At 49.3% G+C, this 22,094-nt stretch carries 21 protein-coding genes; 18 read left to right on the top strand and 3 right to left on the bottom strand.

The window, feature by feature from the left end:
- The first annotated feature begins 14 nt into the window (after positions 1-14).
- The 5 genes from cysE (at position 15) to HMPREF9473_RS21515 (ending at position 4,383) form a co-directional block, all read left to right on the top strand.
- Positions 15-668 (top strand): serine O-acetyltransferase, encoded by a 654-nt coding sequence (cysE, locus tag HMPREF9473_RS21535; protein WP_006782331.1) that lies wholly within the window; start codon positions 15-17, stop codon positions 666-668.
- A 55-nt stretch (positions 669-723) separates the two neighbouring features.
- Entirely contained in the window at positions 724-1,575 is an 852-nt protein-coding gene (locus tag HMPREF9473_RS21530; protein ID WP_006782330.1) for a tRNA 2-thiocytidine(32) synthetase TtcA, read from the top strand.
- Positions 1,576-1,644: 69 nt separating this feature from the next.
- Positions 1,645-3,219, top strand: a complete 1,575-nt coding sequence (locus HMPREF9473_RS21525) for a DUF3794 and LysM peptidoglycan-binding domain-containing protein (RefSeq protein ID WP_175422939.1) — start codon at positions 1,645-1,647, stop codon at positions 3,217-3,219.
- Positions 3,220-3,514: 295 nt separating this feature from the next.
- The gene (locus HMPREF9473_RS21520) at positions 3,515-3,751 is read left to right on the top strand and encodes a GIY-YIG nuclease family protein (protein WP_006782328.1); all 237 of its coding nucleotides are present in this window, start codon (positions 3,515-3,517) and stop codon (positions 3,749-3,751) included.
- Positions 3,752-3,852: 101 nt separating this feature from the next.
- Positions 3,853-4,383: a Uma2 family endonuclease gene (locus HMPREF9473_RS21515; protein WP_242830878.1), complete on the top strand. Its 531-nt coding sequence runs from the start codon at positions 3,853-3,855 to the stop codon at positions 4,381-4,383.
- Positions 4,384-4,481: 98 nt separating this feature from the next.
- Here the strand turns inward: HMPREF9473_RS21515 and HMPREF9473_RS21510 are convergent, their stop codons facing one another.
- Positions 4,482-5,690, bottom strand: a complete 1,209-nt coding sequence (locus HMPREF9473_RS21510; protein ID WP_006782326.1) for an ammonium transporter — start codon at positions 5,688-5,690, stop codon at positions 4,482-4,484.
- A 121-nt stretch (positions 5,691-5,811) separates the two neighbouring features.
- Positions 5,812-6,150, bottom strand: a complete 339-nt coding sequence (locus tag HMPREF9473_RS21505) for a P-II family nitrogen regulator (RefSeq protein ID WP_006782325.1) — start codon at positions 6,148-6,150, stop codon at positions 5,812-5,814.
- 225 nt (positions 6,151-6,375) lie between these two features.
- Here HMPREF9473_RS21505 and ispE point away from each other — a divergent pair, with 225 nt between their 5' ends.
- The 11 genes from ispE (at position 6,376) to HMPREF9473_RS21450 (ending at position 18,749) form a co-directional block, all read left to right on the top strand.
- Positions 6,376-7,266, top strand: coding sequence for a 4-(cytidine 5'-diphospho)-2-C-methyl-D-erythritol kinase (gene ispE / locus HMPREF9473_RS21500; RefSeq protein WP_006782324.1), 891 nt, complete (start codon positions 6,376-6,378; stop codon positions 7,264-7,266).
- A gap of 11 nt (positions 7,267-7,277) precedes the next feature.
- Positions 7,278-7,952 carry a GntR family transcriptional regulator gene (locus HMPREF9473_RS21495; protein WP_006782323.1) on the top strand — a complete coding sequence of 225 codons (675 nt, stop codon included), beginning with the start codon at positions 7,278-7,280 and terminating at the stop codon, positions 7,950-7,952.
- The gene (locus tag HMPREF9473_RS21490; protein ID WP_006782322.1) at positions 7,949-8,143 is read left to right on the top strand and encodes a hypothetical protein; all 195 of its coding nucleotides are present in this window, start codon (positions 7,949-7,951) and stop codon (positions 8,141-8,143) included. Before HMPREF9473_RS21495 ends, HMPREF9473_RS21490 begins: the two co-directional genes overlap by 4 nt.
- Positions 8,144-8,336: 193 nt before the next feature.
- Positions 8,337-8,948 carry a TetR/AcrR family transcriptional regulator gene (locus tag HMPREF9473_RS26560; RefSeq protein WP_006782321.1) on the top strand — a complete coding sequence of 204 codons (612 nt, stop codon included), beginning with the start codon at positions 8,337-8,339 and terminating at the stop codon, positions 8,946-8,948.
- Positions 8,949-8,978: 30 nt separating this feature from the next.
- Positions 8,979-10,106, top strand: coding sequence for an efflux RND transporter periplasmic adaptor subunit (locus tag HMPREF9473_RS21480; protein ID WP_006782320.1), 1,128 nt, complete (start codon positions 8,979-8,981; stop codon positions 10,104-10,106).
- Between the two features lie 13 nt (positions 10,107-10,119).
- On the top strand, positions 10,120-13,161 hold the full coding sequence (locus HMPREF9473_RS21475; protein WP_006782319.1) for an efflux RND transporter permease subunit: 3,042 nt from the start codon (positions 10,120-10,122) through the stop codon (positions 13,159-13,161).
- A gap of 51 nt (positions 13,162-13,212) precedes the next feature.
- A complete protein-coding gene (locus HMPREF9473_RS21470; protein ID WP_006782318.1) occupies positions 13,213-14,382 on the top strand; it encodes a TolC family protein in 1,170 nt (389 codons plus the stop codon).
- A 16-nt stretch (positions 14,383-14,398) separates the two neighbouring features.
- Entirely contained in the window at positions 14,399-15,556 is a 1,158-nt protein-coding gene (locus HMPREF9473_RS21465) for a hypothetical protein (RefSeq protein ID WP_006782317.1), read from the top strand.
- Between the two features lie 136 nt (positions 15,557-15,692).
- Positions 15,693-17,288 carry an amidohydrolase gene (locus tag HMPREF9473_RS21460; RefSeq protein ID WP_006782316.1) on the top strand — a complete coding sequence of 532 codons (1,596 nt, stop codon included), beginning with the start codon at positions 15,693-15,695 and terminating at the stop codon, positions 17,286-17,288.
- Between the two features lie 227 nt (positions 17,289-17,515).
- Complete coding sequence (locus tag HMPREF9473_RS21455; protein ID WP_242830877.1) at positions 17,516-17,713, top strand: hypothetical protein; 198 nt, start codon at positions 17,516-17,518, stop codon at positions 17,711-17,713.
- A 169-nt stretch (positions 17,714-17,882) separates the two neighbouring features.
- A complete protein-coding gene (locus tag HMPREF9473_RS21450) occupies positions 17,883-18,749 on the top strand; it encodes a tyrosine-type recombinase/integrase (RefSeq protein ID WP_006782314.1) in 867 nt (288 codons plus the stop codon).
- 104 nt (positions 18,750-18,853) lie between these two features.
- On the opposite strand, the gene HMPREF9473_RS27980 is transcribed toward HMPREF9473_RS21450, so the two are convergent.
- Complete coding sequence (locus HMPREF9473_RS27980; RefSeq protein WP_138669780.1) at positions 18,854-19,105, bottom strand: hypothetical protein; 252 nt, start codon at positions 19,103-19,105, stop codon at positions 18,854-18,856.
- A gap of 74 nt (positions 19,106-19,179) precedes the next feature.
- Between HMPREF9473_RS27980 and lepB the strand changes: the two genes are divergently transcribed.
- Positions 19,180-19,986, top strand: a complete 807-nt coding sequence (gene lepB, locus HMPREF9473_RS21445) for a signal peptidase I (RefSeq protein WP_034859946.1) — start codon at positions 19,180-19,182, stop codon at positions 19,984-19,986.
- A gap of 1 nt (position 19,987) precedes the next feature.
- Complete coding sequence (locus HMPREF9473_RS21440; RefSeq protein ID WP_006782312.1) at positions 19,988-22,084, top strand: hypothetical protein; 2,097 nt, start codon at positions 19,988-19,990, stop codon at positions 22,082-22,084.
- Positions 22,085-22,094 lie beyond the last annotated feature (10 nt).

The following is a 22,094-nucleotide window of genomic DNA, read 5'->3' as shown; positions in this document are numbered from 1 at the left end:
AAGGAAGTAAGCATATGATAATACGAGATATATGGTTGGATATTAAAGCGGTTCAGGAGCGGGACCCGGCGGCACGCAACGCGCTGGAGGTCCTGCTGCTATATCAGGGAGTCCATGCCCTTATCTGGCACCGGATTGCCCACTGGTTTTACCGGCATAAGATGTTCTTTATTGCCAGACTCATTTCCCAGATTGCAAGGTTCTTTACGCTGATTGAGATTCATCCGGGAGCCCAGCTGGGCCACGGGATATTGATCGACCATGGCTCCGGCGTTGTCATCGGGGAGACTACGGTTGTGGGAGACAACTGTACGATTTACCAGGGCGTGACCCTGGGCGGCGTGGGGACCCAGAAGGGGAAACGTCATCCGACTCTGGGGAGCAACGTGACCGTGGGCGCGGGCGCCAAGATACTTGGCTCCTTCGAGGTGGGGGACAACTGTACCATCGCGGCCAACGCTGTGCTGTTAAAGCCCCTGGAGGACAACATCACCGCCGTGGGAATTCCCGCAAGGCCGGTGAAAAAAGACGGAATCCGTATTCCAAAGGAAGAGAAGAAGCTGGTGTCCATGGAGCATTACTGCAAAATGGAGGCGCGGGTGGAGGAACTGGAAGAGGAAGTGCTCCGCTTGAAAGCACTGGTAGAGCAATCACAAAACCAAAAGTAATCAATAGGAGGGAGCCGGAATCATATGGCTCCCTTTAGAGAGGAATCGACAGACCATGGAAGACCGCTGCCGCGAAATTGAGAGAAGCATCATCAAACAGTACCGCAAAGAAATCTGGCGCCCCTTCGTGCGGGCCCTGAACGATTACGACATGATACGGCCGGGAGACAACATTGCCGTCTGCATTTCCGGGGGGAAGGACTCCATGCTGCTGGCCAAATGCATGCAGGAGATTCTCCGCCACGGAAAGATGGAGTTCGGACTGCATTTCATCGTTATGGACCCGGGATACCATCCGGACAACCGGAAAATGATAGAAGACAACGCAAGACTCATGGGAATCCCCGTCCAGATATTTGACTCCGATATCTTCAATATCGTGGTGGATGTGGACGAGTCCCCCTGCTATCTCTGCGCCAGAATGCGCCGGGGCTATCTGTACGCCAAGGCGAAGGAGCTGGGGTGCAACAAGATTGCGCTGGGCCACCATTTCGACGACGTGATAGAGACCATCCTCATGAGCATGCTGTACGGCGCCCAGGTCAACACCATGATGCCGAAGCTTCACAGCACCAACTTCGAAGGCATGGAACTCATCCGCCCCCTCTATCTGGTGAAGGAGGAGCATATCCTGGCCTGGAAGGACCACAATGACTTGAAATTCTTGCAGTGCGCCTGCCGTTTCACCGAGCAGATTGCAAGAGAGCAGGCTATAAAAGGACAGAACCCGGCCGACATCGTGCATACCTCCAAACGCCAGGAGATGAAGGAGTTGATGAAGCAGTTTCGCAAGGTCAGCCCCAACATCGAGATGAACATTTTCCGAAGCGTGGAAAATGTCAACGTGGACGCCTGCATCGGCTACGTAAAGAATGGGAAACGTCATCATTTTCTGGAAGAGTATTAGCATAATCGGAGAAGCACTCACATAAACTTTCTTAAAGTATGTAGAAAGACAGGTGGGTGCTTTTTTATGATGGAACTGGTGAAAAAGAACATACATATGAATCGGTGGAAAGGTAATGCGTCAACGCAGATTACCCTGGATGATGATTTTATCGTGCCGGATACCATGGACGACATGGCGCAGGTGATTCTGGATACAGGCGATGTGGTCGTAGAGTCCGTGAAAAACCAGGGAGAAAGGGTGCAGGTGAAGGGAAAACTCAACTTCCAGGTCCTGTACCGGAAAGCAGAGGGCGGGCTCCAGGCGCTGGGAGGCAGCATCCCCTTTGATGAAATGATTAACGTGCCGGATTTGGATGAGAAGGATTACGTGGGGTTATCCTGGGAGCTGGAGGATTTGAACGCCGGCATTATCAATTCCAGAAAGCTGAGCATGAAGGCCATCGTGACGCTGGAGGTCCGTGTGGAAACGCTTTACGATGTGGAGGCGGCTTCCGATATTGACACGGGCGAGACGGACGCGGCGGACAATGTCAATGTGGAGTCCATGAAGCGGGACGTGGATGTGGCCGCTATCGCCTGCCGGAGGAAGGACACCTACCGGATAAAAGAGGACATCTCCCTCTCAGGCAACAAACCCAACATCGACCGGGTGCTGTGGAATGAGATGCGTCTTCGCGGCGTCAATACAAGGCCCATGGACGGGCAGATTCATGTGGACGGCGAACTGACGGTCTTTATCATTTACTCCGGGGAGGGCGAGGAAACGCCTATGCAGTGGCTGGAGGAGAGCATCCCGTTCTCCGGCGAGGTGGAACTTCCTGAGGCTGTGGAGGAAATGATTCCGGTCATCAATGTCCGTCTGGTACATAAAGATTTGGAGGCCAAACCGGATTACGACGGGGAAATGCGGGATTTGGAAGTGGATGCCGTACTGGAGCTGGATATGAAGCTCTACGAGGAGCAGAATATGGAATTGTTGAGCGACATGTATTCCACCAACCGGGAGCTGGTATTGCAGACCGGCGAAGTCTGTTTCGACAAGCTGTTAACCCACAATGTGGGAAAATGCAAGGTCTCCGAGAAGGTCAATATCAAAAATGCCGAGCGCATTCTCCAAATCTGCCATAACGAGGGGAATATCAAGATTGACGAGGTGGAGGTGAAGGACGACGGTCTTCACATTGACGGCGTTCTGGAAGTGAAGCTGTTATATCTGACAGCCGACGACGCCGAGCCGGTGCGCTCTTCCACCGAGGTGGTTCCCTTCCACTATGTGGCCGAGGCGCCGGGCATCAACGAGGACAGCGTTTACCAGATGAACACCGGGCTGGAGCAGATGACGGCGGTGATGATGGGCAGCGATACCATTGAAATTAAGGCGGTTATCACCCTGGATATCCTGGTTCTCCAGCCGGTCTGCGAGCCGGTGATCACCAATGTCAACGTGGAGCCTATGGATATGCAGAAGCTCCAGGAACTCCCCGGCATTGTGGGTTACATTGTGCAGCCTGGGGATTCCCTGTGGAAAATCGCAAAGAAATTCCACACCACGGTGGATAATATCATGATGGCCAACGGCCTGACCGATTCCAACATCCATCCCGGCGAACGGCTGATTCTGGTGAAGGAGATTGCCAGATAAAGACTTTACGGATTTGAAAAATCATCCTATAATCAAAAGAAGAAAGACTAAAAAGTACAAAAGAATTTTTGAGTATGATTTTAGCATTTCAGGAGAACCTACAATAGAGGGCAATGTTGGATGCACACAAATGCTATTTTGCGATATAATACAGTATAGGGTTCATGAATAAAAGAAATGCCAGTACCGTATCCGCATCCAGCTGGTGCTTTAGATAGATTCAGGGAAACCTGGGGCGGTGATAATGTATTGCAAGCATTATTGCCGTTTACATAGATTGCTGAGGATGAGAGAGATGAATTACACTTATATACTGCGCTGTGCGGACGGAAGTCTGTACTGTGGCTGGACAAATCATTTGGACAAGCGTATTGAGGCTCACAACCTGGGGAAAGGCGCCAAGTACACCAAAGGCCGCCGCCCCGTAACTCTGGCTTACTATGAAGAGTTCACCACCAGGGAAGAGGCGATGAAACGGGAGGCCGCGATTAAGAGATTGAGCAGACAGGAAAAACTGAAATTGATTGACTAATATCCAAAGATGGACTATAATCGAGATAGGGCGATTTGTTAACTTGGAGAGCTGCGCTTTTAAGAAAGCGAGGCTAAAATATGGGAGAGGCATTACGAAAGATGAGCACAATTGAGGACCTTAATAACTTGGACCTGCCGGAAGGGCAGAGGGCAGAGTTGATTGACGGCGAGCTTTACTTGGTTGGCGTGCCAACCCGGAAGCACCAGGAGATTGTGGGAGGAGTTTTTTACGCAATCTACAATCATATTGCGGAACACAACGGATCGTGTAAAGTATACGTATCCCCGCTGGGCGTCCGTCTCTTTGCGGACGACAGCACCTATGTGGAGCCGGATATCTGCGTAATCTGTGACCGGGACAAGCTAAACGATGAGGGCTGTAATGGCGCGCCTGAACTTGTCGTTGAGGTGACATCGCCAAGCACCAGAAGCCGGGACTGCTTGTTAAAGTTTATGAAGTACAAGGCGGCCGGGGTGAAGGAGTACTGGTTGATTGACCCGGAACGGGATATCCTTGATGTGTACTATTTCGAGACGGAACAAACGGAGCGATTCACGTTCCATGACAAGGTTCCTTCAACCGTCTGCGATGGTTTGGTCGTAGATTTTGCAAAAATGAATCTTGATTAAGACTAACCACTGTTTCGAATCTTTCAGATGTTAAAGATGATAAAAAGGCTGGCTCCACATAGGAAGCCAGCCTTTTCGTGTTATATTTTTAAAGACTTTTATTTATCTATCCTAAATCCCGCATAAGCCGTCATCCCATGCTCGTGCAAATCCAGGCCGTCCAGCTGCTCATGGTCACTGACTCTCAGGCCCACGGTCTTGTCGAGGATGGTGAAGATGAGGAAGGCCATGACGGCCACGAAGGCGAGGACGGAGCAGACGCCTATCAGCTGGGTGGCCAGGCTGCAGCCTTCGCCGAAGACGCCGGTGAGTACGGTTCCAAGGAAACCGCAGCAGCCGTGGACACCGATGGCGCCTACCGGGTCGTCGATTCTCAGTTTTTTGTCAACGAATTCGATGGCCAGGACTACCACGATACCGGCGATGGCGCCGATTAAGATAGCTTCGTAGGGAGTTACCACGTCACAGCCCGCCGTGATAGCCACAAGACCGGCCAGAGCGCCGTTTAAGGTCATGGATACATCCGGCTTACCATATTTGACCCAGGTGAATATCAGGGTGGCTAAGGTGGCAGCGGCGGCCGCCAGGTTGGTGGTCATGGCGATGTCGCCCAGCGTAGTCGTGGCGGCTGTGGTGGAGCCGCAGTTGAAACCGAACCAGCAGAACCACAAGATAAACACGCCCAAAGCGCCCATGGGGATGTTGTGTCCCGGAAATGCGTTCGGAGTGCCATCCTCCTTGTATTTCCCAAGTCTCGGTCCCAGGATTTTAGCGCCAACCAGGGCGCAGACACCACCTACCATGTGAACTGCCGTGGAGCCGGCAAAATCGTGAAAGCCCATGGCTGCCAGCCAGCCGCCGCCCCAAATCCAGTGTCCGCTGACCGGGTAGATGAAGATGCTGATAGCCGCGGAGTAGATTAAATAGGCCACAAACTTGGTCCTCTCAGCCATGGCGCCGGACACAATCGTGGCGGCCGTGGCACAGAACACCGTGTGGAAAATCATAAAGACCCCGATGGGCAGCCCATTGATCATCCCCTGTGCATCAGCCAGGGATGTGGGGTTAAAAAATCCTGCCGTCCCGATATAGGGATTGCCGCCTCCAAACATAATTGCAAATCCGATGATGAAGAAAAACAGGGAACCCAGCACGAAATCCATCATGTTCTTCATGATGATATTGCCCGCATTTTTGGCCCTGGTAAATCCGGCTTCCACCATGGCGAACCCGGCCTGCATAAAGTATACTAGAAAGGCGCCTATCATCGTCCACATAATATTCATCAATAATGTCATATCTTCCATAATTATTTCCTCCTCATTCTCTTTCTTTACACATCCCATATGTTTCAACTAAAAAACGGAGGTGACTGCATGTGCAATCATCTCCGTTGATAATTGGGGGATTGTGTATGAACTTGAACTGTTACAGAGCTTCGACGCCTCTCTCTCCAGTGCGGATACGAACCGCATCCTGAACATCATAAATAAAGATTTTGCCATCACCGTAGTTCCCGGTAGTAATCTCCTTCACAACCTTGTCAATGATCGTCTCCGCGATATCCTCCGGGACAACCGTCTCCACTTTCATTTTCGGAAGCAGGTTCACCGTGTACGTGGTACCGCGGTACATCTGGGTATAACCCTTCTGGTTCCCATAGCCCATGATATTGCTTATCATGATACCGTTGGCCCGGCAGCCCTCCAGAATGCCTTTCAAGTCTTCCAGCTTCTCCGGCCGGACAATGATTTCCAGTTTCTTCATACAGCACATCCTCCTCATAAATAATTTAGTGATACAAATGATGCTAAAGAAAAAGGGCGTCTCCGTCTTCACGGAACGCCCTCGTTCAATATACACCATATTATACACGTGGGAAATCATTTGTCAAATCTTTTTTGATTCGCTTGTGTTTTTCCCTGGGGGAGTTTATAATATATTGTATACAAAAAAATGCATTAGTACAATCTGAAGTTAAGGAGCAGTATTATGATAAAACACCTGGGCCTGAAGGCCTACGGCAAGATTAACCTGGGACTGGATGTCCTTCGAAAACGGGACGATGGCTATCATGAGGTGCGGATGATTATGCAGACGGTGGGTCTGTATGACAGAATCGACATCATTTACCGGGACGAGCCTGGGATAGAGGTTGAGACAAATCTTTATTATCTTCCCAACAACGAGAATAACCTGGTCTACAAAGCGGCGGACCTGTTATTAAAAGAGTTTCAAATCCCCCATGGGGTTCACATTAAATTAAAAAAGTTTATTCCTGTGGCTGCCGGTATGGCCGGAGGCAGCAGTGACGCGGCGGCGGTGCTGTTTGGCGTCAACAAGATGTTTGGACTGGGTCTGACCATGGAGGGGCTGATGAAACGGGGCGTGCGCATCGGCGCGGATGTGCCTTACTGTGTCATGCGTGGAACCGCTCTTGCGGAGGGAATCGGTGAAGTATTGACCCCCCTGCCTCCCATGCCACAGTGTCAGGTTCTCATAGCCAAGCCCGGCATCAGCGTATCCACCAAATTTGTCTACGACAATCTTCACGCCAACGATTTGCGCCCGGAGCAGCATCCGGATATCGATGGCATGATAGAGGCCATCAAAAACCGGGATGTCCAGTTGCTGGCGTCCAGATTCGGCAATGTGCTGGAGACAGTCACCATAAAGGAATATCCGGTGATTGAGAAAATCAAAGATGTGATGAAGGAGTACGGAGCCGCAGGCGCCATGATGAGTGGCAGCGGACCCACGGTATTCGGCCTTTTCACCAGCCCCAGAGCGGCCCAGGAGGCCCACGAGGTGCTGCGCTACGGCCAATACCAGCATTTGGCGAAACAGGTTTATTTGACTAATTTTTATAACAACAAAGCATAAGGAGGCACCCGATGGACAATGATTTAAAGGTAAATATGAATGAATATCTGCCACTCAGGGACGTGGTATTTAATACACTCAGACAGGCGATTTTAAAGGGAGAGCTGGCGCCGGGGGAGCGTCTGATGGAGATTCAGCTGGCGGAGCGGCTGGGAGTGAGCAGAACCCCGATTCGCGAGGCAATCCGCAAACTGGAGCTGGAGGGCCTGGTTCTGATGATTCCAAGAAAGGGCGCCGAGGTAGCCAAAATCTCTGAGAAGAGTCTGCGGGACGTGCTGGAGGTGCGCCGCTCTTTGGAGGAGCTGGCCATCGAGCTGGCCTGCCAAAGAATGGGAGAGGATGAGGTAAAACAGCTGGAGGAGGCGCAGCTTGCCTTCCGGGAAGCGGTGAACAAAGGCGACGCCATGGCCATCGCGGAGAGCGACGAAGCCTATCACGATATCATTTACTATGGAACCGGCAATGCAAGGCTGGTACAGATTCTCAATAACTTAAGAGAGCAGATGTACCGCTACCGCCTGGAGTACATCAAGGACGCGGACAAGCGCCAGGTGCTTCTCATCGAGCATGAGAAGATATTGAAGGCCATCAAGGGCCGTCATGTGGCGGAGGCCAAGGAGGCCATGAGAGAGCATATTGACAACCAGGAAATTACGGTATCCCGCAATATAAAGGAGAAAGAATGACATTTAAAGAGCGTTATCTGGCCGGTGAAATTGAATTTGAGGAGATAGACCGGTACGTGAGCCAGTGGAACAACAGCGACGACGAGCGGAGGCTGGCCCTGTTCCTGGGACTGAACGGGGACGAGGAGGACGTCTGGATTGATGACGGCGATGAGGCATTGAAGGAGATGCTGGACGGACAGAAGTCATAGAATCAAGACGGTTAAGAATTTATCAGAACATGAATGAACTATAAACAATTATAAAATATTTATAACCAGCATTGACAAGGTGACAAGGTGTCATTATAATGATGACATGTTGTCACTTTTTTGTAATGTTGGATAATCTATCCGAATATTCATGATACAGGAAGCGGCGGATTAGGAAAGGAGTGGAAAGAGCATGCCCACAGCGCGGTTTTATCGTCTTCCGGAAGAAAAGAAAAAGGCAATCCGTGATGCGGCCATAAGAGAATTTATCAGAGTACCTTATGAAAAGGCATCTATTAATAAGATGATTCAGAGCGCGGATATTTCCAGAGGAAGTTTCTATACTTATTTTGAAGACAAAGCGGATGTTCTGTCGTTTATATTACAGGACACGAAAAGTAAGGGAAAGGAACTAGCGATTGAACTCCTCGAAGAGAGTCACGGAGATATCTGGGAAATGTTTCATGGATTACTGCAGCAGGGATTGAAATATTGCAGCAACCACGATGTATTTCAACTGTTTCGAAATGTCGCGACATACCCGGAGGTGGAACAAATACTCCGGAGAGAATGTGAAACGGATGACGGAATGGGAGCCTGGATTCGCAAATATGTCGATACCTCAAATCTGTGCAGCCCGGATGACGAAGGGATGCACGATATTATGACAATTGGCTGTGGAATTCTTGGTGAAGCGATTGGACAGTTTTACAAGAATGGAGCCAGCCTGGATGAGGTAAACAGAGTTTTTACAAGACGCCTGGAGATATTGAAGCGCGGCGCGAGTAAGAATATACAAGATTAAGTATGACATCAAAAAGAGGAGAATAGAGAAATGAAAAAGAGTGCAAAAATCGCTATTGGTGCAGTGGTAGTCATCGCGCTGGGGGCGCTGATACTTCCCCGATTCTTAAAGCCCAAGGAACAGTCGGAGGCGGTAGCGGCGCCGGTTGTCAGAGTCCAGAACCCGCAGACGGGAAATATCGAACTGTCAACGGGGCTGATTGGCAAGGTGGAACCGTCCGATTTAGTTTACATAATCCCGAAAATGGGAGGAGAGGTGACAGAAGTCCTGGTGAAAGCCGGAGACGTGGTGACAGAGGGCCAGCTGCTTTGCAGGATTGACACCAAGCAGGTGGACAGCGCCAAGTTGAATCTGGATGCGGCGACGATTGCGCTGAACGATGCCAGAACCAATCTGGCCAGAATGCAGGTGCTGTACCAGAGCGGAGACATTTCCGCCCAGGCGTTTGAGCAGGTGCAGTCCGGTGTGCAATCCGCACAGATTCAGTATGACGGAGCAAAACTGGCATATGATATGCAGGTGGAGTACAGCAACATTACCGCCCCCATCTCCGGTGTGGTGGAAAATGTGGATATGAACGTCCATGACCTGGTGTCCCAGCAGAACCTGATATGCGTGATTTCCGGTGAGGGAAGCAAAGCCATCTCCTTCTCCGTGACAGAGCGTGTGGCCGGGGGACTGAGCGAAGGCGACCAGATCCGCGTGGAGAAGAATGGCAGCAATTACGATGGCACCATTACGGAGGTCAGCTCCATGGTGGATGCGGCCACAGGACTGTTCAAGGTGAAGGCTTCCGTAGCGGACGGCGATGCCCTGGCAACGGGAACCTCCGTCAAGCTGTATGTGATATCCGAGAAGGCAGACAACATTATGACGCTGCCAATCGACGCCATCTATTATGAGGATGGGGATGCATTTGTCTATACCTATGACAGAGGAATTGTACATAAAATACCGGTTACCACGGGAATCAGTGACGCCGAACAAATTGAGATTCTCACCGGCCTGACTATGGAAGACCAGGTTATCACCACATGGAGTCCGGAACTGTATGAGGGCGCACCGGTAGACCTGGCAAAAGAGAAGGCGGGAGCCAGTGAAATGACAACTGAATCAGAGACAACAGAAGAACCGTCAACTGAAGTTCAGGCACAGTAGAGGAGGGGACATCATGGGTTTAACAAAATACGTCCTCAAACGGCCGGTTACAACAGTATTGGCAATTCTGTGTCTGGTGGTATTTGGTCTTTCTTCCGTTACCTCCTCCAAGCTGGAGCTGATTCCGGAGATGAACATGCCGATGATGCTTGTCAGCACGGTATATCCAGGCGCCAGCCCGGATGATATCAACGAGCTGGTGACGGGACCGATCGAGGATCAGGTAGGTATCTTAAACGGAATTAAAAACACCACCTCCATGTCCAGTGAAAATGTATCCATCGTTCTTCTGGAATATGAGTACGGCACTGACATGGATAAGGCATACACCGATTTGAAGAAGAAAATGGACAGTGTCCAGTCGGAACTGCCGGAGGATGCCCAGACCCCAAGCATCATGGAGATGGACATCAACAGCCAGCCAAGTATTTATCTGGCGATTAACAATGATGCGCAGGAAAACTTATATAACTATGTAGATAACGAGATTGTACCGGAATTTGAGAAGCTGTCCAATGTAGCAAGCGTGGACATGAGCGGCGGCCAGGCACAGTATGTGAGAATTGAGCTGCTGTCCGACAAATTAAACCAGTACCATCTGAATATGAACTCCATTGTATCCGCGATTTCCAGCGGAAGTTTCTCCTACCCGGTGGGCGACACCATGGTGGGCTCCCAGAGCCTTTCCGTGACCTCCGGTGTGGATTATGATACGGTGGAGAAGTTGAAGAGTATTCCCATTACGGTGGGAAGCGGCGACATTATTTATCTTGAGGATGTGGCCAATGTCTACGCGGCGCTGGAGGAACAGAGCAGTATCGGCCGTTACAATGGCAAAGATACCATTTCTCTGGGCATCAAAAAACAGCAGAGCAGCAGTGACATGGAAGTGGCAAGCTCTGTGAAGAGAGTTGTGGAGAAGCTGAAAGCGGCGGACCCGGATTTGGATATCGTGGTGGTCAGCGATAACAGTGAGATGATTCAGTCGTCCTTAAAGACCGTGGTGGAGACCATGATAGCGGCGATTATTGTCTCCATGATTGTTATCTTCCTGTTCTTTGGGGACTTTAAGGCTTCCATGATAGTCGGAAGTTCCATTCCGGTATCTATCATGACGGCATTGATTGCCATGAATGTGATGGGATTTTCACTGAACGTAATTACGCTCAGTTCCCTGGTGCTTGGCGTCGGAATGATGGTGGATAACTCCATCGTTGTACTGGAAAGCTGTTTCCGTTCCACAAAAGGTGTGGGATTTAGAGAGTATACGGGGGCGGCCCTGCAAGGCAGCGGTATCGTGCTCCAGTCCATCATCGGTTCTACGATTACCACCTGCGTGGTATTCCTGCCGATGGCATTCCTGGAGGGAATGGTTGGGCAGATGTTTAAGCCGCTGGGCTTTACCATTGTATTCTGTATGCTGGCATCCTTAATCTCCGCTATGACGGTGGTGCCGCTGTGTTACACCATGTACCGTCCGAAGGAGAAGGAAAATGCCCCGCTGTCCAAGGGCGTGGATGCGCTTCAGAGGGGTTACCGGAAGCTGATGGTGAAGATACTGCCGAAGAAAAAGACGGTAATGTTTACCTCCATCGCACTTTTGATATTGTCCTTCCTCATGGCATCACAGCTTCGCTCGGAGCTGATACCGGCCAACGATGAGGGTACCATCTCCGTCAGCATTGAGACGAGACCGGGACTTTCACTGGAGGAAGTGAACGGAATTATGCAGCAGGCGGAAGCGGTTGTGACGGCGGACCCGAACATGAAGTCCTATATGCTTTCCTACGGTGGAAGCGGACTCAGCATGGGAGGTTCCGGGGCGAGTCTGACGGTTTACTTAAAGAAAGACAGAACCATGGAGACAGCCGATGTGCTGAAATCCTGGAAGCCGGCTATGAATGCCATTCCAAACTGTAACATCACCATGTCCGAGAGCAGCACGGTCAGCATGATGGTTGGAAGCAGCGATAATTTCGAGGTTATTTTACAGAGTACCCAGTATGACGACTTGAAGGCGGTGTCGGACCAGATTGTAAATGAGCTGGTTGCCCGGCCGGATGTGACCAAGGTTCACTCCAGCTTAGAGAACGCGGCGCCGCTGGTGAAGATAGATATTGACCCGGTGAAGGCAGCTGCCGAGGGCCTGGCTCCTGTCCAGGTGGCAGGAACTGTCAACATGATGCTGAGCGGCAAGGAAGCCACCACCCTGGATGTGGATGGCCGTGAAGTCAGCGTTATGGTGGAATATCCAAAAGGCGAGTATGAGACACTGAACCAGATTAAGGGGATTGTGCTCATGACACCGACCGGCTCTTCCGTGGCGCTCACGGATATTGCGGAAGTCAACTTTAAGGACAGTCCGCTCAGTATCACCCGTGAGAACAAACAGTATCAGGTGACCATCAACGGTGATTATACCGAGTACGCAGATGCGGACCGTGTAAAGGCGAAAACGACGCTGATGAATGAGGCCGTGAATGTGAACTTGAAGCCGGAGATATCCGTGGCGCAGAACACCATGGATGAAATGATGGCCGAGGAGTTCGGTTCCCTGTTCCAGGCCATTGCCATAGCGGTATTCCTGGTATTTGTCGTGATGGCGGCCCAGTTTGAATCACCGAAGTTCTCCATTATGGTAATGACGACGATTCCGTTTGCGCTGATTGGTTCCTTTGGATTCCTGTTCCTGGGAGATGTGAGTATCAGTATGCCGTCCCTGCTTGGATTCCTGATGATGATTGGTACGGTTGTAAATAACGGTATTCTGTATGTGGATACGGTGAACCAGTACAGGCGGGATATGGATATGCAGACGGCGCTGATTGAGGCGGGTGCGACAAGACTTCGCCCTATCCTTATGACGACCCTGACAACAATTGTAGCCATGATACCGATGTGTCTGGCGCTGGGGGACAGTGGAGAGATCATGCAGGGTCTTGCACTGGTAAATGTGGGCGGTTTGACAGCATCTACCATATTATCCCTCTTGATGTTACCGGTATATTATTCTATAATGAGCCATAGGAAGAAAGAATTGCCAGTTTTGGATTAAGGTAACTCCCCCTGGGTGTATGCCCAGGGGGAGACATAAGGAGGATATCCAATGAAAATGATAAAGAAGATTGCACCGATTTGTCTGGCGGCGGTTATGGGCACCACATACGTGGTGCCGGCCCTGGCCAGCCCGGAATTTTCGCGGACGGAAGAAGAGTGGGCGAAACTGCGGGACAATGTGATGGAATATGATGAGCTGGAGGCGCTGATACATGAATATAATGTGACGGTGCTGAATAACCAGGATAATTTGAAGAGTGACAGGGGGAAGACCCGAGATGAACTTGCATCAGATTTGCGTGACCGGGCCAATAGTATGTATGGTTCGATATCCTATCCGGATGATGAGACATCTCCTACATATGGATATGAATACGCGGCGGCTGCGGGAATGGAGAGTCAGGCGAAGTCCCTTGAAAAGCAGGCGGATGAGTTGGAGGACGATTGGGAGATAAAGAAACTCCAATTTGATAAAATAGAGGCTACACTGGCAAGTGGAGCTCAAAATTCTATGAATAGTTATATGCAGCTTCTGGAAAGTAGAAAGGTTTTGGAGGCAAATTATGAGGTGGCCAAAGCCGCCTATGATAGTACGGTAGCACAGGCAAGTCTTAATATGGTTACACAGGCTGATGTATGGAATGCTCAAAATAAGGTACAAACATTAGAAGCTAATCTTATTAGTACAGATGCAAATATAAAAAAATTAAAACAGAACTTATGTGTATCGACTGGCTGGGCTTATGATGCCAATCCGGTTATTATGGCTTTACCTTCAGCAGATATTAATCGTATAGCCAATATGAATCCTTCAGTAGATTTGGAAAAGGCAAAGGAAAATAATTATACATTAAAAATTGATAAAAGAAAATTGCAGAATGCTGCATCAACCAGCACGGTATCTACTTGGGAAAAAACGATAAAAAATGATGAGCAGCAGTTAGGCGCCGCATTAAATAATCAATACCAGGCAGTGCTTCAGGCAAAAACGGCTTATGACCAGGCGCAGACAGACCTCGCTTTGGAAACTAAGAACATGGAAACCGTACAGCGTAAATATGATTTAAAGATGGTAAGTAAGCTGGAATATTTGCAGGCACAAGCAGCTTACGTGGAGAAACAGGTAGGAAGTATAACGGCAGATATGAAGTTATTACAGGCAATGGATACTTATGATTGGGCAGTAAGAGGACTACTCAATCTGTCAGCAGCTCAGTAAAGAAGGGAATTGTGATATGAACAGATGGAGACAGATAACCGCATGTACCATGTTGGCACTATTTGTAGTTGCAGTTCCTATAAATTCCTTTGCGGCAGAACTTTCCGACTATGATGAAGAGACTCAGGAGCGTTTGAAAGATAATAAACTAGAGTATGATGAATTGGAAGATTTAATTTCAGTTTATAATCCTGATTACAAAAAAGGGACAGATTCTATACAGGAAAGTATTGATGCGCTGGATATGGATGTCAGTGAAATTGAGATGAATATTGAGATGCTTAAAAGAGAAGCAGACAATATGAAAGACGTAGGCAATATGATAGGATATCAATCCTATATGACAGCGGCGGCGTCTATGAAAGCCAGTATGTTAGAAATGCATAAAACTATGCGTAAAAATTATGATACCCCAACCGTGAAGCATAATCTGAATGTAGGGAGATATCAATTAACATCTGTGGCTCAAATGTTAATGAGTCAGAATCAGGTGCTTACATCTAACAGGGAAATGGCTGCAAAGGCGGAAGAGTTAGCGGAAGAGGCATATCGGTCAACTCAGACACAGTTATCGCTTAATATGGGGACAGAGGCGGATTTGTTGAATGCTAAGAAAGGTGTTGAACAGTCGTTAAATGGTCTGGCCCAGATAGATGCAGGTCTTCTGCAGATCAGACAGACCCTCTTCATGATGACCGGCTGGAGTTATGATGCAAACCCTGAAATCGGGATTGTACCGGTTATAGACCCGCAGGTAATAGCAGGTATCAACCTGGAAGAGGATAAGATAAAGGCAATTGGCAATAATTCGACGTTGATTGATAGCAGACAGAAAGACACCTCCAGAGGGACCACCGCTTCCCGCCTGACTTATGACAGAACCATGAGCGAGAAGGAGCAGAAGGTATGTATTGCTATCGAGCAGCTGTATGACACTTTGCAGCAGAAACGGATCGAGAGCGAAGCGGCCAACGCAGCCTTTGCAAGCGCCGAGGCTGTCAAACGCGGCGATGATGAGAAATATCGGATGGGGATATATGGAAAACTGGAATATCTCCAGGCAGAAGTGGCCTATCTGACACAGAAGTCCGCAAAAGAAGCGGCTGATATGGCACTGGTGAACGCTTATAATGATTACCAGTGGGGAGTCAAAGGGATATTGACAATCGAATAAAAGATAAACGCATCATGGACATGGGGGCCGTCACACTGAAAATTCAGTGGGATGGCCCCAGTGACTTCCATAGATAGCATTGAAAGGTTTGGTCAATACTGTAAAATAGAATATATCACAGGATGGAGGATATCGTATGGGGCAACAATATTTATTTTATAACGGGACTGTAATCACCATGGAGGAAGAACTGTATGCGGAGGCGGTCCTGGTGGAAGATGGAATCATCGCCGGCGTGGGCAGCTTTGATACACTTTTGGGGCAGACGGCCGCGGATGTCAAGAAAGTGGATTTGAATGGAAGAACGCTGATGCCGGCATTTATCGACCCCCACAGTCATTTTTCTGCATATGCCAATTCCCTTTTGCAGGCAGCGCTGGATGAAACGGTCAATTTTGAGGAAATAACTGAAAAAATCCAGGATTTTATTAAGAAGAAACAGCTGCCGAAGGGACAGTGGGTCGTGGCCAAAGGTTATGACCACAATGCGCTGGCAGAGCATGCCCATCCAAGCCGGGAAGTGCTGGACGCAGCCGCCCCGGATAACCCGGTGATTATCCAGCACAAGTCCGGCCATGTGGGAGTCTTTAACACGGCGGCCCTGGAGCTTCTCCATGTGACGGAGGATACGAAAGCGCCGGATGGCGGAGTGATTGAAAAGAAAGATGGAAAGCTGACCGGCTATATGGAAGAGGCAGCTTTCATGAAATACCTGAAAGAAATTCCCATGTCTTCCGTAAAAGAACTGATGGAAGCCTACGAGAAAACACAGAAGGTATACGCCTCCCACGGAATTACCACCATTCAGGAAGGCATGATGGTGGACCAGATGCTGCCCATGTACCAGGGGCTGATGCAGTCAGAGATGTTGAAACTGGATTTGGTGGGCTACGTGGATGTAAACAACGGAAGTGAGCTGATGCGGGAGTTTGGGGAGAATCCCAGGGAGTATCGAAATCATTTCCGGATAGGCGGATATAAAATATTTTTGGACGGCTCTCCCCAGGGCCGCACGGCATGGATGAGAACCCCCTATGTGGGAGATGATGATTACTGCGGCTACGGAACCATGACCGACGAGGCTGTCTATGAGGCGATAAAGCGCTCTCTTGAGGAGAACCGCCAGATTCTGGCCCACTGTAACGGTGACGCCGCCAGCGAGCAGTATCTGAGAGCCTGGGAGAAGGCCGCTAACGATGGAATCTGGAATCCCGACGCGAGACCTGTCATGATACACGCCCAGCTGGTAGGTGTAGACCAGCTTCCCCGCGTAAAGAAACTCCGCATGATACCATCATTTTTCGTAGCCCACGTTTACCACTGGGGTGATGTCCATATGGCAAACTTCGGAAAAGCAAGAGCCGATGAAATCAGCCCGGCATCCTCAGCCCTGAAAGAAGGAATCCTCTTCACCTTCCACCAGGATGCCCCCGTCATCGAGCCAGACATGCTGGAAACCATCTGGTGCGCCGTAAACCGGATAACCAAAAAAGGTGTCCTCCTCGGAGAAAATGAACGGCTCCCCGTCCTGGAAGCCCTAAAAGCAGTGACCATCAACGGCGCCTATCAATACTTCGAAGAAGATAAAAAAGGAAGCATCCGAAAAGGAAAACGCGCCGACCTCATCATCCTCGACAAAAATCCCCTGGCCATCCCCCCGGAAGAAATCCGTGATATCCAAGTGTTGGAGACATACAAGGATGGTGTGCAGGTGTTCCGGCTTGAGGATTAAATCTATACCGCCTACGGAAAGGCAGGCTGTGTGAAGAGACGAGCAGACGCATTTCCATACGAGGACAGGGGGATGAGCCACTCACCAAACAGGACCTGCTGAGAGAATGTGAAAAAAAGGTTAATAAAGAACTGAGCAAAGAGGATATCAAGAAACTGGAGTCGATTGTGTATGCATTTGCGAATAAGTTTTTGAATCCTGCGGAATTGGAAAAGGTAGAGGAGGTGTTGAAATTGTCATTACTGGGGCAGATGATATTTGAAGACGGGATAGAAACTGGCATGGAGAAGAGCGTGGTGAAAATTGTCACTACGATGTTGAGAAAGAATAAGACGGCAGAAGAAATCCATGAAGATACCGACATCCCGATGAAACAGATATTGAAGATTAAAGAATCACTGGATAGTCATAGCAGCAAGCGATGACAGCTTACTGAAATTTCATTGAGAAAAGGAAGAATGCAGAGCTTCGTTAGGTTTGCCTAGCTCTGCGTTCTTTATTTCGTAGAAAGCGATACTGATTTGCTTGAAATATTTGCCAGGATTGTATAAGATTTATTTAAATCAATATTAAATAAAGGGGGGTTTTTTTAATATGGAAGAACGCAGAAATGTGAAAAATTTAACAGATGAAGAACTGACAGCGTATGAGCAATATCTGCGAGAGGAGGAGCGGAGCCGGGCTACGGTGGAGAAATATCTTCGGGATGTGAGAAAGTTTCGGGATTATATTTGTGAAAGAGGTAGTGGGGGATTTGATAAGGAGTTGGTTTTGGAATATAAACAGTACCTGAATGAGAATTATAAGACAACCAGTGTGAATTCTATGCTGGCAGCGGTGAACAGCTTTTTTGACTACCTGGGGTGTGGGGAGTGTAAGGTGAAGTTGTTTAAGATTCAGAGAGTTCAGTTCAGTGAGAAGGAAAAGGAACTGACGGAGAAGGATTATGAACGGCTGGTACATATGGCAGAGCGGAAAGGTGATATTCGGATGAGTATGCTGCTACAAACAATTGGCAGTACGGGAATTCGAATCAGTGAGTTGCGGTTTATCACGGTGGAAGCGCTGGAGAAGGGACGGGCGGAGATTTATAATAAGGGGAAATCCAGAGTGGCATTGCTTCCTGTGGAGCTGGTGAAGGTGTTGAAGCGGTATTGCCGGAAAGTAGGAATAAAGAGTGGGAATATTTTTATTACCAGGAACGGGAAGTTGATGGATAGGAGTAACATCAGTAAGCGGATGAAGGTTCTGGGGAGAGAGGCTGGGGTGGATACGGCGAAAGTATTTCCTCATAATTTTAGGCATCTGTTTGCAAGAGTTTTTTACAGTATTGAGAAGGATGTGGTCCGGCTGATGGATTTGCTGGGACATTCGAATATCAGCACGACAAGAATCTATACTATGAGTACGGAAGAACAGCCGAGGAGGCAGATGTCGCGGATGCGGATGGTGCTGAGTTAGCTGGAAATGGCCATCAGGCGTAAAAAAATAAAAGACCCCATAATATGTGTTATGAGGTATCGAAATCAAACAGATAAGGGATTCTTCCCTTACGATATAGTCTATTATACCCACTTTCGTAAAAATTGCAAGGTTTGAATTGGAAAATAATGCAAAACTTGATGGAAAATTCGCAGAATTGTGGTATGGTGGGTAGGAAAAAGGGTGATTGGGCGTGAAAGGCCAAAATCGCCTTCTTGTTGTGTCCAAATATCTATGAGCAGAGTTTCTGCTTTCTGAAGTATCTTTGAAATATCTCTTAAATCAATCAAAAAGTTATCCCAGATAGCAGCCAATCGGTTCTTTTCATATGCCATGTGATAAAGCTATGGTTATGCTTTACTTCATAACACATATTACCGGGTCAACCCTGAAAGGAAGGTGCCAAACCGTGGAAACGGCGGGATACAGAGGCAGGTCCCGCAGGCAGGAGCCGAAGGGGAAAATAAAAAAGAGAAAAGTCTCCCATTTTCGGACGGTCCGATTCGGGGGATTCGATGAGAACCAGATCATCTGTTACCTGTGGGATATTGTGAAATCCGTGGAGGCGGCGCAAGATGCCGGAATCAGCCATGAAGCTGGAACTGGCCGGGATGCGGAAACACTCACCAGGCTGGGAAAACAGATGCGCAGCCAGATACGGGTGGAAATCCGGCGTTATTTTGTGAGACGAAGGCGCAGAAATGTGAGGATGGCGCTTGGCGTGGTGGCGGTCATTGTCTGCATTGCGGTTGTGTTTGGCTGTTTGATTGGAGTGGACAGGGTGTCAGGGAATTCCATGTATCCATATCTGAATCACGGAGACTGGATTGTATATAGCCGGATAGGTGAAAAGTATCAGAGGAATGAGGTTATCGTCTTTGAAAAAAATGGTGAGAGCATGGTAAAGAGGATAGCGGGCCTGCCGGGAGACCGGGTGGAAGTCAACTCGTCGGGAAGCCGTGTGGTGGTTAACGGGCAGGAGATTCAGGAAGACTATGTGACGCTGTCGGATGCAGATGTCGGAAATAAAAAAGCGAGTACAGAAAAAGTAGAGGAACATCCCGGAATGACCCAGACGGTGATGAATGGTCAGTATCTGGTGCTTGGTGATAACCGCAGCGTGTCAATCGACAGCCGTGACAGCAGCATCGGGACGGTGCCGTCCGGAGAAATACAGGGAAGAGTGATTTTGATTATCAGGGGGAATGGAGGATAACATGAGTCATTTTATATTACATACGAAAACAGGAAAGAGGGAATATCTGAAGTATCTGGTGGCAGGGACCGCCTGTCTCATCCTGGTATTGGTGACAGGATATACGATTCACAGCATCGGGACGGCGAGAGCCAAGAGCCGGGAGCTGGTGCTGCTCTACACAGAGGAGGAATTCTCCCAGTACCTGCTGGATACGGGAAGTGAGGAATACAACCTGAATGGAAGATATCAGTTGGAGGAGGATTTGGATTTAAGCTGGCTGGATTATTCCATAGGAACAAACATAGAGCCGTTCACCGGGAAACTGGACGGGAACGGCCATGTGATAAGCGGCCTTGGAAGACCGCTGTTTGGAGTGGTGGAGGACGCGGAGATAGAAAATCTGTTTTTGAGTGAAGCGGAGATACTGAGTCCATTTACCTATTCCGATGGGGAGCATTATGTGGACGGGTATGGAGCGCTGGCGGCGTATGCCATAGACTCCCGAATCGTAAACTGTGGGATGAATGGAGCAATTTACACGGCGAGTCCGGCAGAAGCGGAATATCTGCTGGAGAAAGCAAGTCCCTCAGATGCCGAGGAGAGAAAGGGGCCTGGGATGGTAGAGAGCACGGCTGTTTCAGATACGCAGGAAGAGATAGGCCCCGGTCTTACAGAGGAAGAGGAAGGGAAAACCGAAGGAAACACCGGAATGGAAGCAGGCCCCGGATATGAGACTGAGTCCGGAGAAAGTATGGAATCTGAAAGCAGTGTGGTAGAAGAGAGCAGTACAGATGGAGAGAAAGGCCCTGCGGGGGAAACCAGTGTTACGGAAGAAAGCAACAGTGAAGGAACTGGTGGCAATACTGGAGAAACTGGCGGAAATGCCGGGGGAGCTGGTGGCGGCGCCGGAGAAACCGGCGGAAGTACCGGGGGAACTGGTGGAAGTACCGGAGAAGCTGATGGGAATTCAAACGCAGAACATAACAGTGGCGGGACTGTGGAAGAAACCAATAACAACGAGACATCTGGCAACACTGACGGAGGAAACAACGCAGAGTCTGGCAGTATGGAAGGTGGAAACAGCAGTACAGATTCTGGTAATTCTGGCAAAGAAAACGCAACTGATAAAAACACGGAGGATTCTGATACTGCGGATAACACAACACCAAAACAGGAAGAGACAAATCAGTCATCATTTGAATCCGATGGAATATCCGGAGGCGGAGATGAGGTATTACTAAGTATTTCAGAAACCGTAGGCTATCAGGCTATCAACCGCAGACAGCTGATGTTAAAACTACCCGTCATGGTAGATGCCGATACGGAATCTATTCAGGACTCTATCCAGACAGCCAGTCCATCCGACGCAACCCCGTCCGACGCCCAAGGCCCGGCGGGTAGCGATGCGCCATCCGATTCCGGCGGACAGAATTCGCAGATTGATGAGAACGACATGACATTTGAAGAACCAGAAGAATCAATTGAATACATCGGCAACCCGGACGGCGACATTTACATCCTTGTAATAGCGGAACGGGTGGCCGTCGGTGGGCTTATCGCAGAGACATCCGGGGAAACATTGATATCCAACAGCTTTACGCTGGCAACCATCAGCTCTGCACTGCAAGATATCGAGACATATACCGGAGGTTTTGTCGGAATCACAGGACAGGACACCCGGATTGAGAACAGTTATGCCTCCGGGCTGGCAGACAGCGATGACATTACAGGAGGTTTCACTGCCATCCATAACGGATTCATTCAAAACAGCTACTCTGCCATGATAATCGGAGAATCAGGAAACGTTCGTGCAGCATTTTGCGCATCAGGGGACGGTCAGCTGGACGGCTGTGTGTTCGACATTCAGATGGCCTGTACCGGTGAGATCGTCCAGTTCGCGGAGGAAACTTCCGGAGAATTCGGACTTCCGTTGAAGGGCCTTAGCACCAGCCGCATGACAGGAGCAGACCCGGAGATTCCGGGAACCTGGTATACCACTGATGGAGCCTATCCCCAGATAGAATCCTTCGCATTGAGTGACCAGGAAACAATCGCATCCGCATCCAAGGTATCCGCCATTGCCCTGTCTCTGGCCCGGAGGACCGGTTACTTTTAGCCGATCGCGG

It is taken from the genome of Hungatella hathewayi WAL-18680, from assembly GCF_000235505.1.
GTDB lineage: Bacteria > Bacillota > Clostridia > Lachnospirales > Lachnospiraceae > Hungatella_A > Hungatella_A hathewayi_A.
Note: the sequence above shows the minus strand (reverse complement) of the source record. Positions and strands in the feature narration are given on the sequence as shown.

What these genes read in the sequence shown, in the direction of transcription:
- cysE (WP_006782331.1), top strand. Translation starts at nt 15, where the DNA reads ATGATAATACGAGATATATGGTTGGATATTAAAGCGGTTCAGGAGCGG.
- HMPREF9473_RS21530 (WP_006782330.1), top strand. Translation starts at nt 724, where the DNA reads ATGGAAGACCGCTGCCGCGAAATTGAGAGAAGCATCATCAAACAGTAC.
- HMPREF9473_RS21525 (WP_175422939.1), top strand. Translation starts at nt 1,645, where the DNA reads ATGGAACTGGTGAAAAAGAACATACATATGAATCGGTGGAAAGGTAAT.
- HMPREF9473_RS21520 (WP_006782328.1), top strand. Translation starts at nt 3,515, where the DNA reads ATGAATTACACTTATATACTGCGCTGTGCGGACGGAAGTCTGTACTGT.
- HMPREF9473_RS21515 (WP_242830878.1), top strand. Translation starts at nt 3,853, where the DNA reads ATGAGCACAATTGAGGACCTTAATAACTTGGACCTGCCGGAAGGGCAG.
- HMPREF9473_RS21510 (WP_006782326.1), bottom strand. Translation starts at nt 5,690, where the DNA reads ATGGAAGATATGACATTATTGATGAATATTATGTGGACGATGATAGGC.
- HMPREF9473_RS21505 (WP_006782325.1), bottom strand. Translation starts at nt 6,150, where the DNA reads ATGAAGAAACTGGAAATCATTGTCCGGCCGGAGAAGCTGGAAGACTTG.
- ispE (WP_006782324.1), top strand. Translation starts at nt 6,376, where the DNA reads ATGATAAAACACCTGGGCCTGAAGGCCTACGGCAAGATTAACCTGGGA.
- HMPREF9473_RS21495 (WP_006782323.1), top strand. Translation starts at nt 7,278, where the DNA reads ATGGACAATGATTTAAAGGTAAATATGAATGAATATCTGCCACTCAGG.
- HMPREF9473_RS21490 (WP_006782322.1), top strand. Translation starts at nt 7,949, where the DNA reads ATGACATTTAAAGAGCGTTATCTGGCCGGTGAAATTGAATTTGAGGAG.
- HMPREF9473_RS26560 (WP_006782321.1), top strand. Translation starts at nt 8,337, where the DNA reads ATGCCCACAGCGCGGTTTTATCGTCTTCCGGAAGAAAAGAAAAAGGCA.
- HMPREF9473_RS21480 (WP_006782320.1), top strand. Translation starts at nt 8,979, where the DNA reads ATGAAAAAGAGTGCAAAAATCGCTATTGGTGCAGTGGTAGTCATCGCG.
- HMPREF9473_RS21475 (WP_006782319.1), top strand. Translation starts at nt 10,120, where the DNA reads ATGGGTTTAACAAAATACGTCCTCAAACGGCCGGTTACAACAGTATTG.
- HMPREF9473_RS21470 (WP_006782318.1), top strand. Translation starts at nt 13,213, where the DNA reads ATGAAAATGATAAAGAAGATTGCACCGATTTGTCTGGCGGCGGTTATG.
- HMPREF9473_RS21465 (WP_006782317.1), top strand. Translation starts at nt 14,399, where the DNA reads ATGAACAGATGGAGACAGATAACCGCATGTACCATGTTGGCACTATTT.
- HMPREF9473_RS21460 (WP_006782316.1), top strand. Translation starts at nt 15,693, where the DNA reads ATGGGGCAACAATATTTATTTTATAACGGGACTGTAATCACCATGGAG.
- HMPREF9473_RS21450 (WP_006782314.1), top strand. Translation starts at nt 17,883, where the DNA reads ATGGAAGAACGCAGAAATGTGAAAAATTTAACAGATGAAGAACTGACA.
- HMPREF9473_RS27980 (WP_138669780.1), bottom strand. Translation starts at nt 19,105, where the DNA reads ATGGCATATGAAAAGAACCGATTGGCTGCTATCTGGGATAACTTTTTG.
- HMPREF9473_RS21440 (WP_006782312.1), top strand. Translation starts at nt 19,988, where the DNA reads ATGAGTCATTTTATATTACATACGAAAACAGGAAAGAGGGAATATCTG.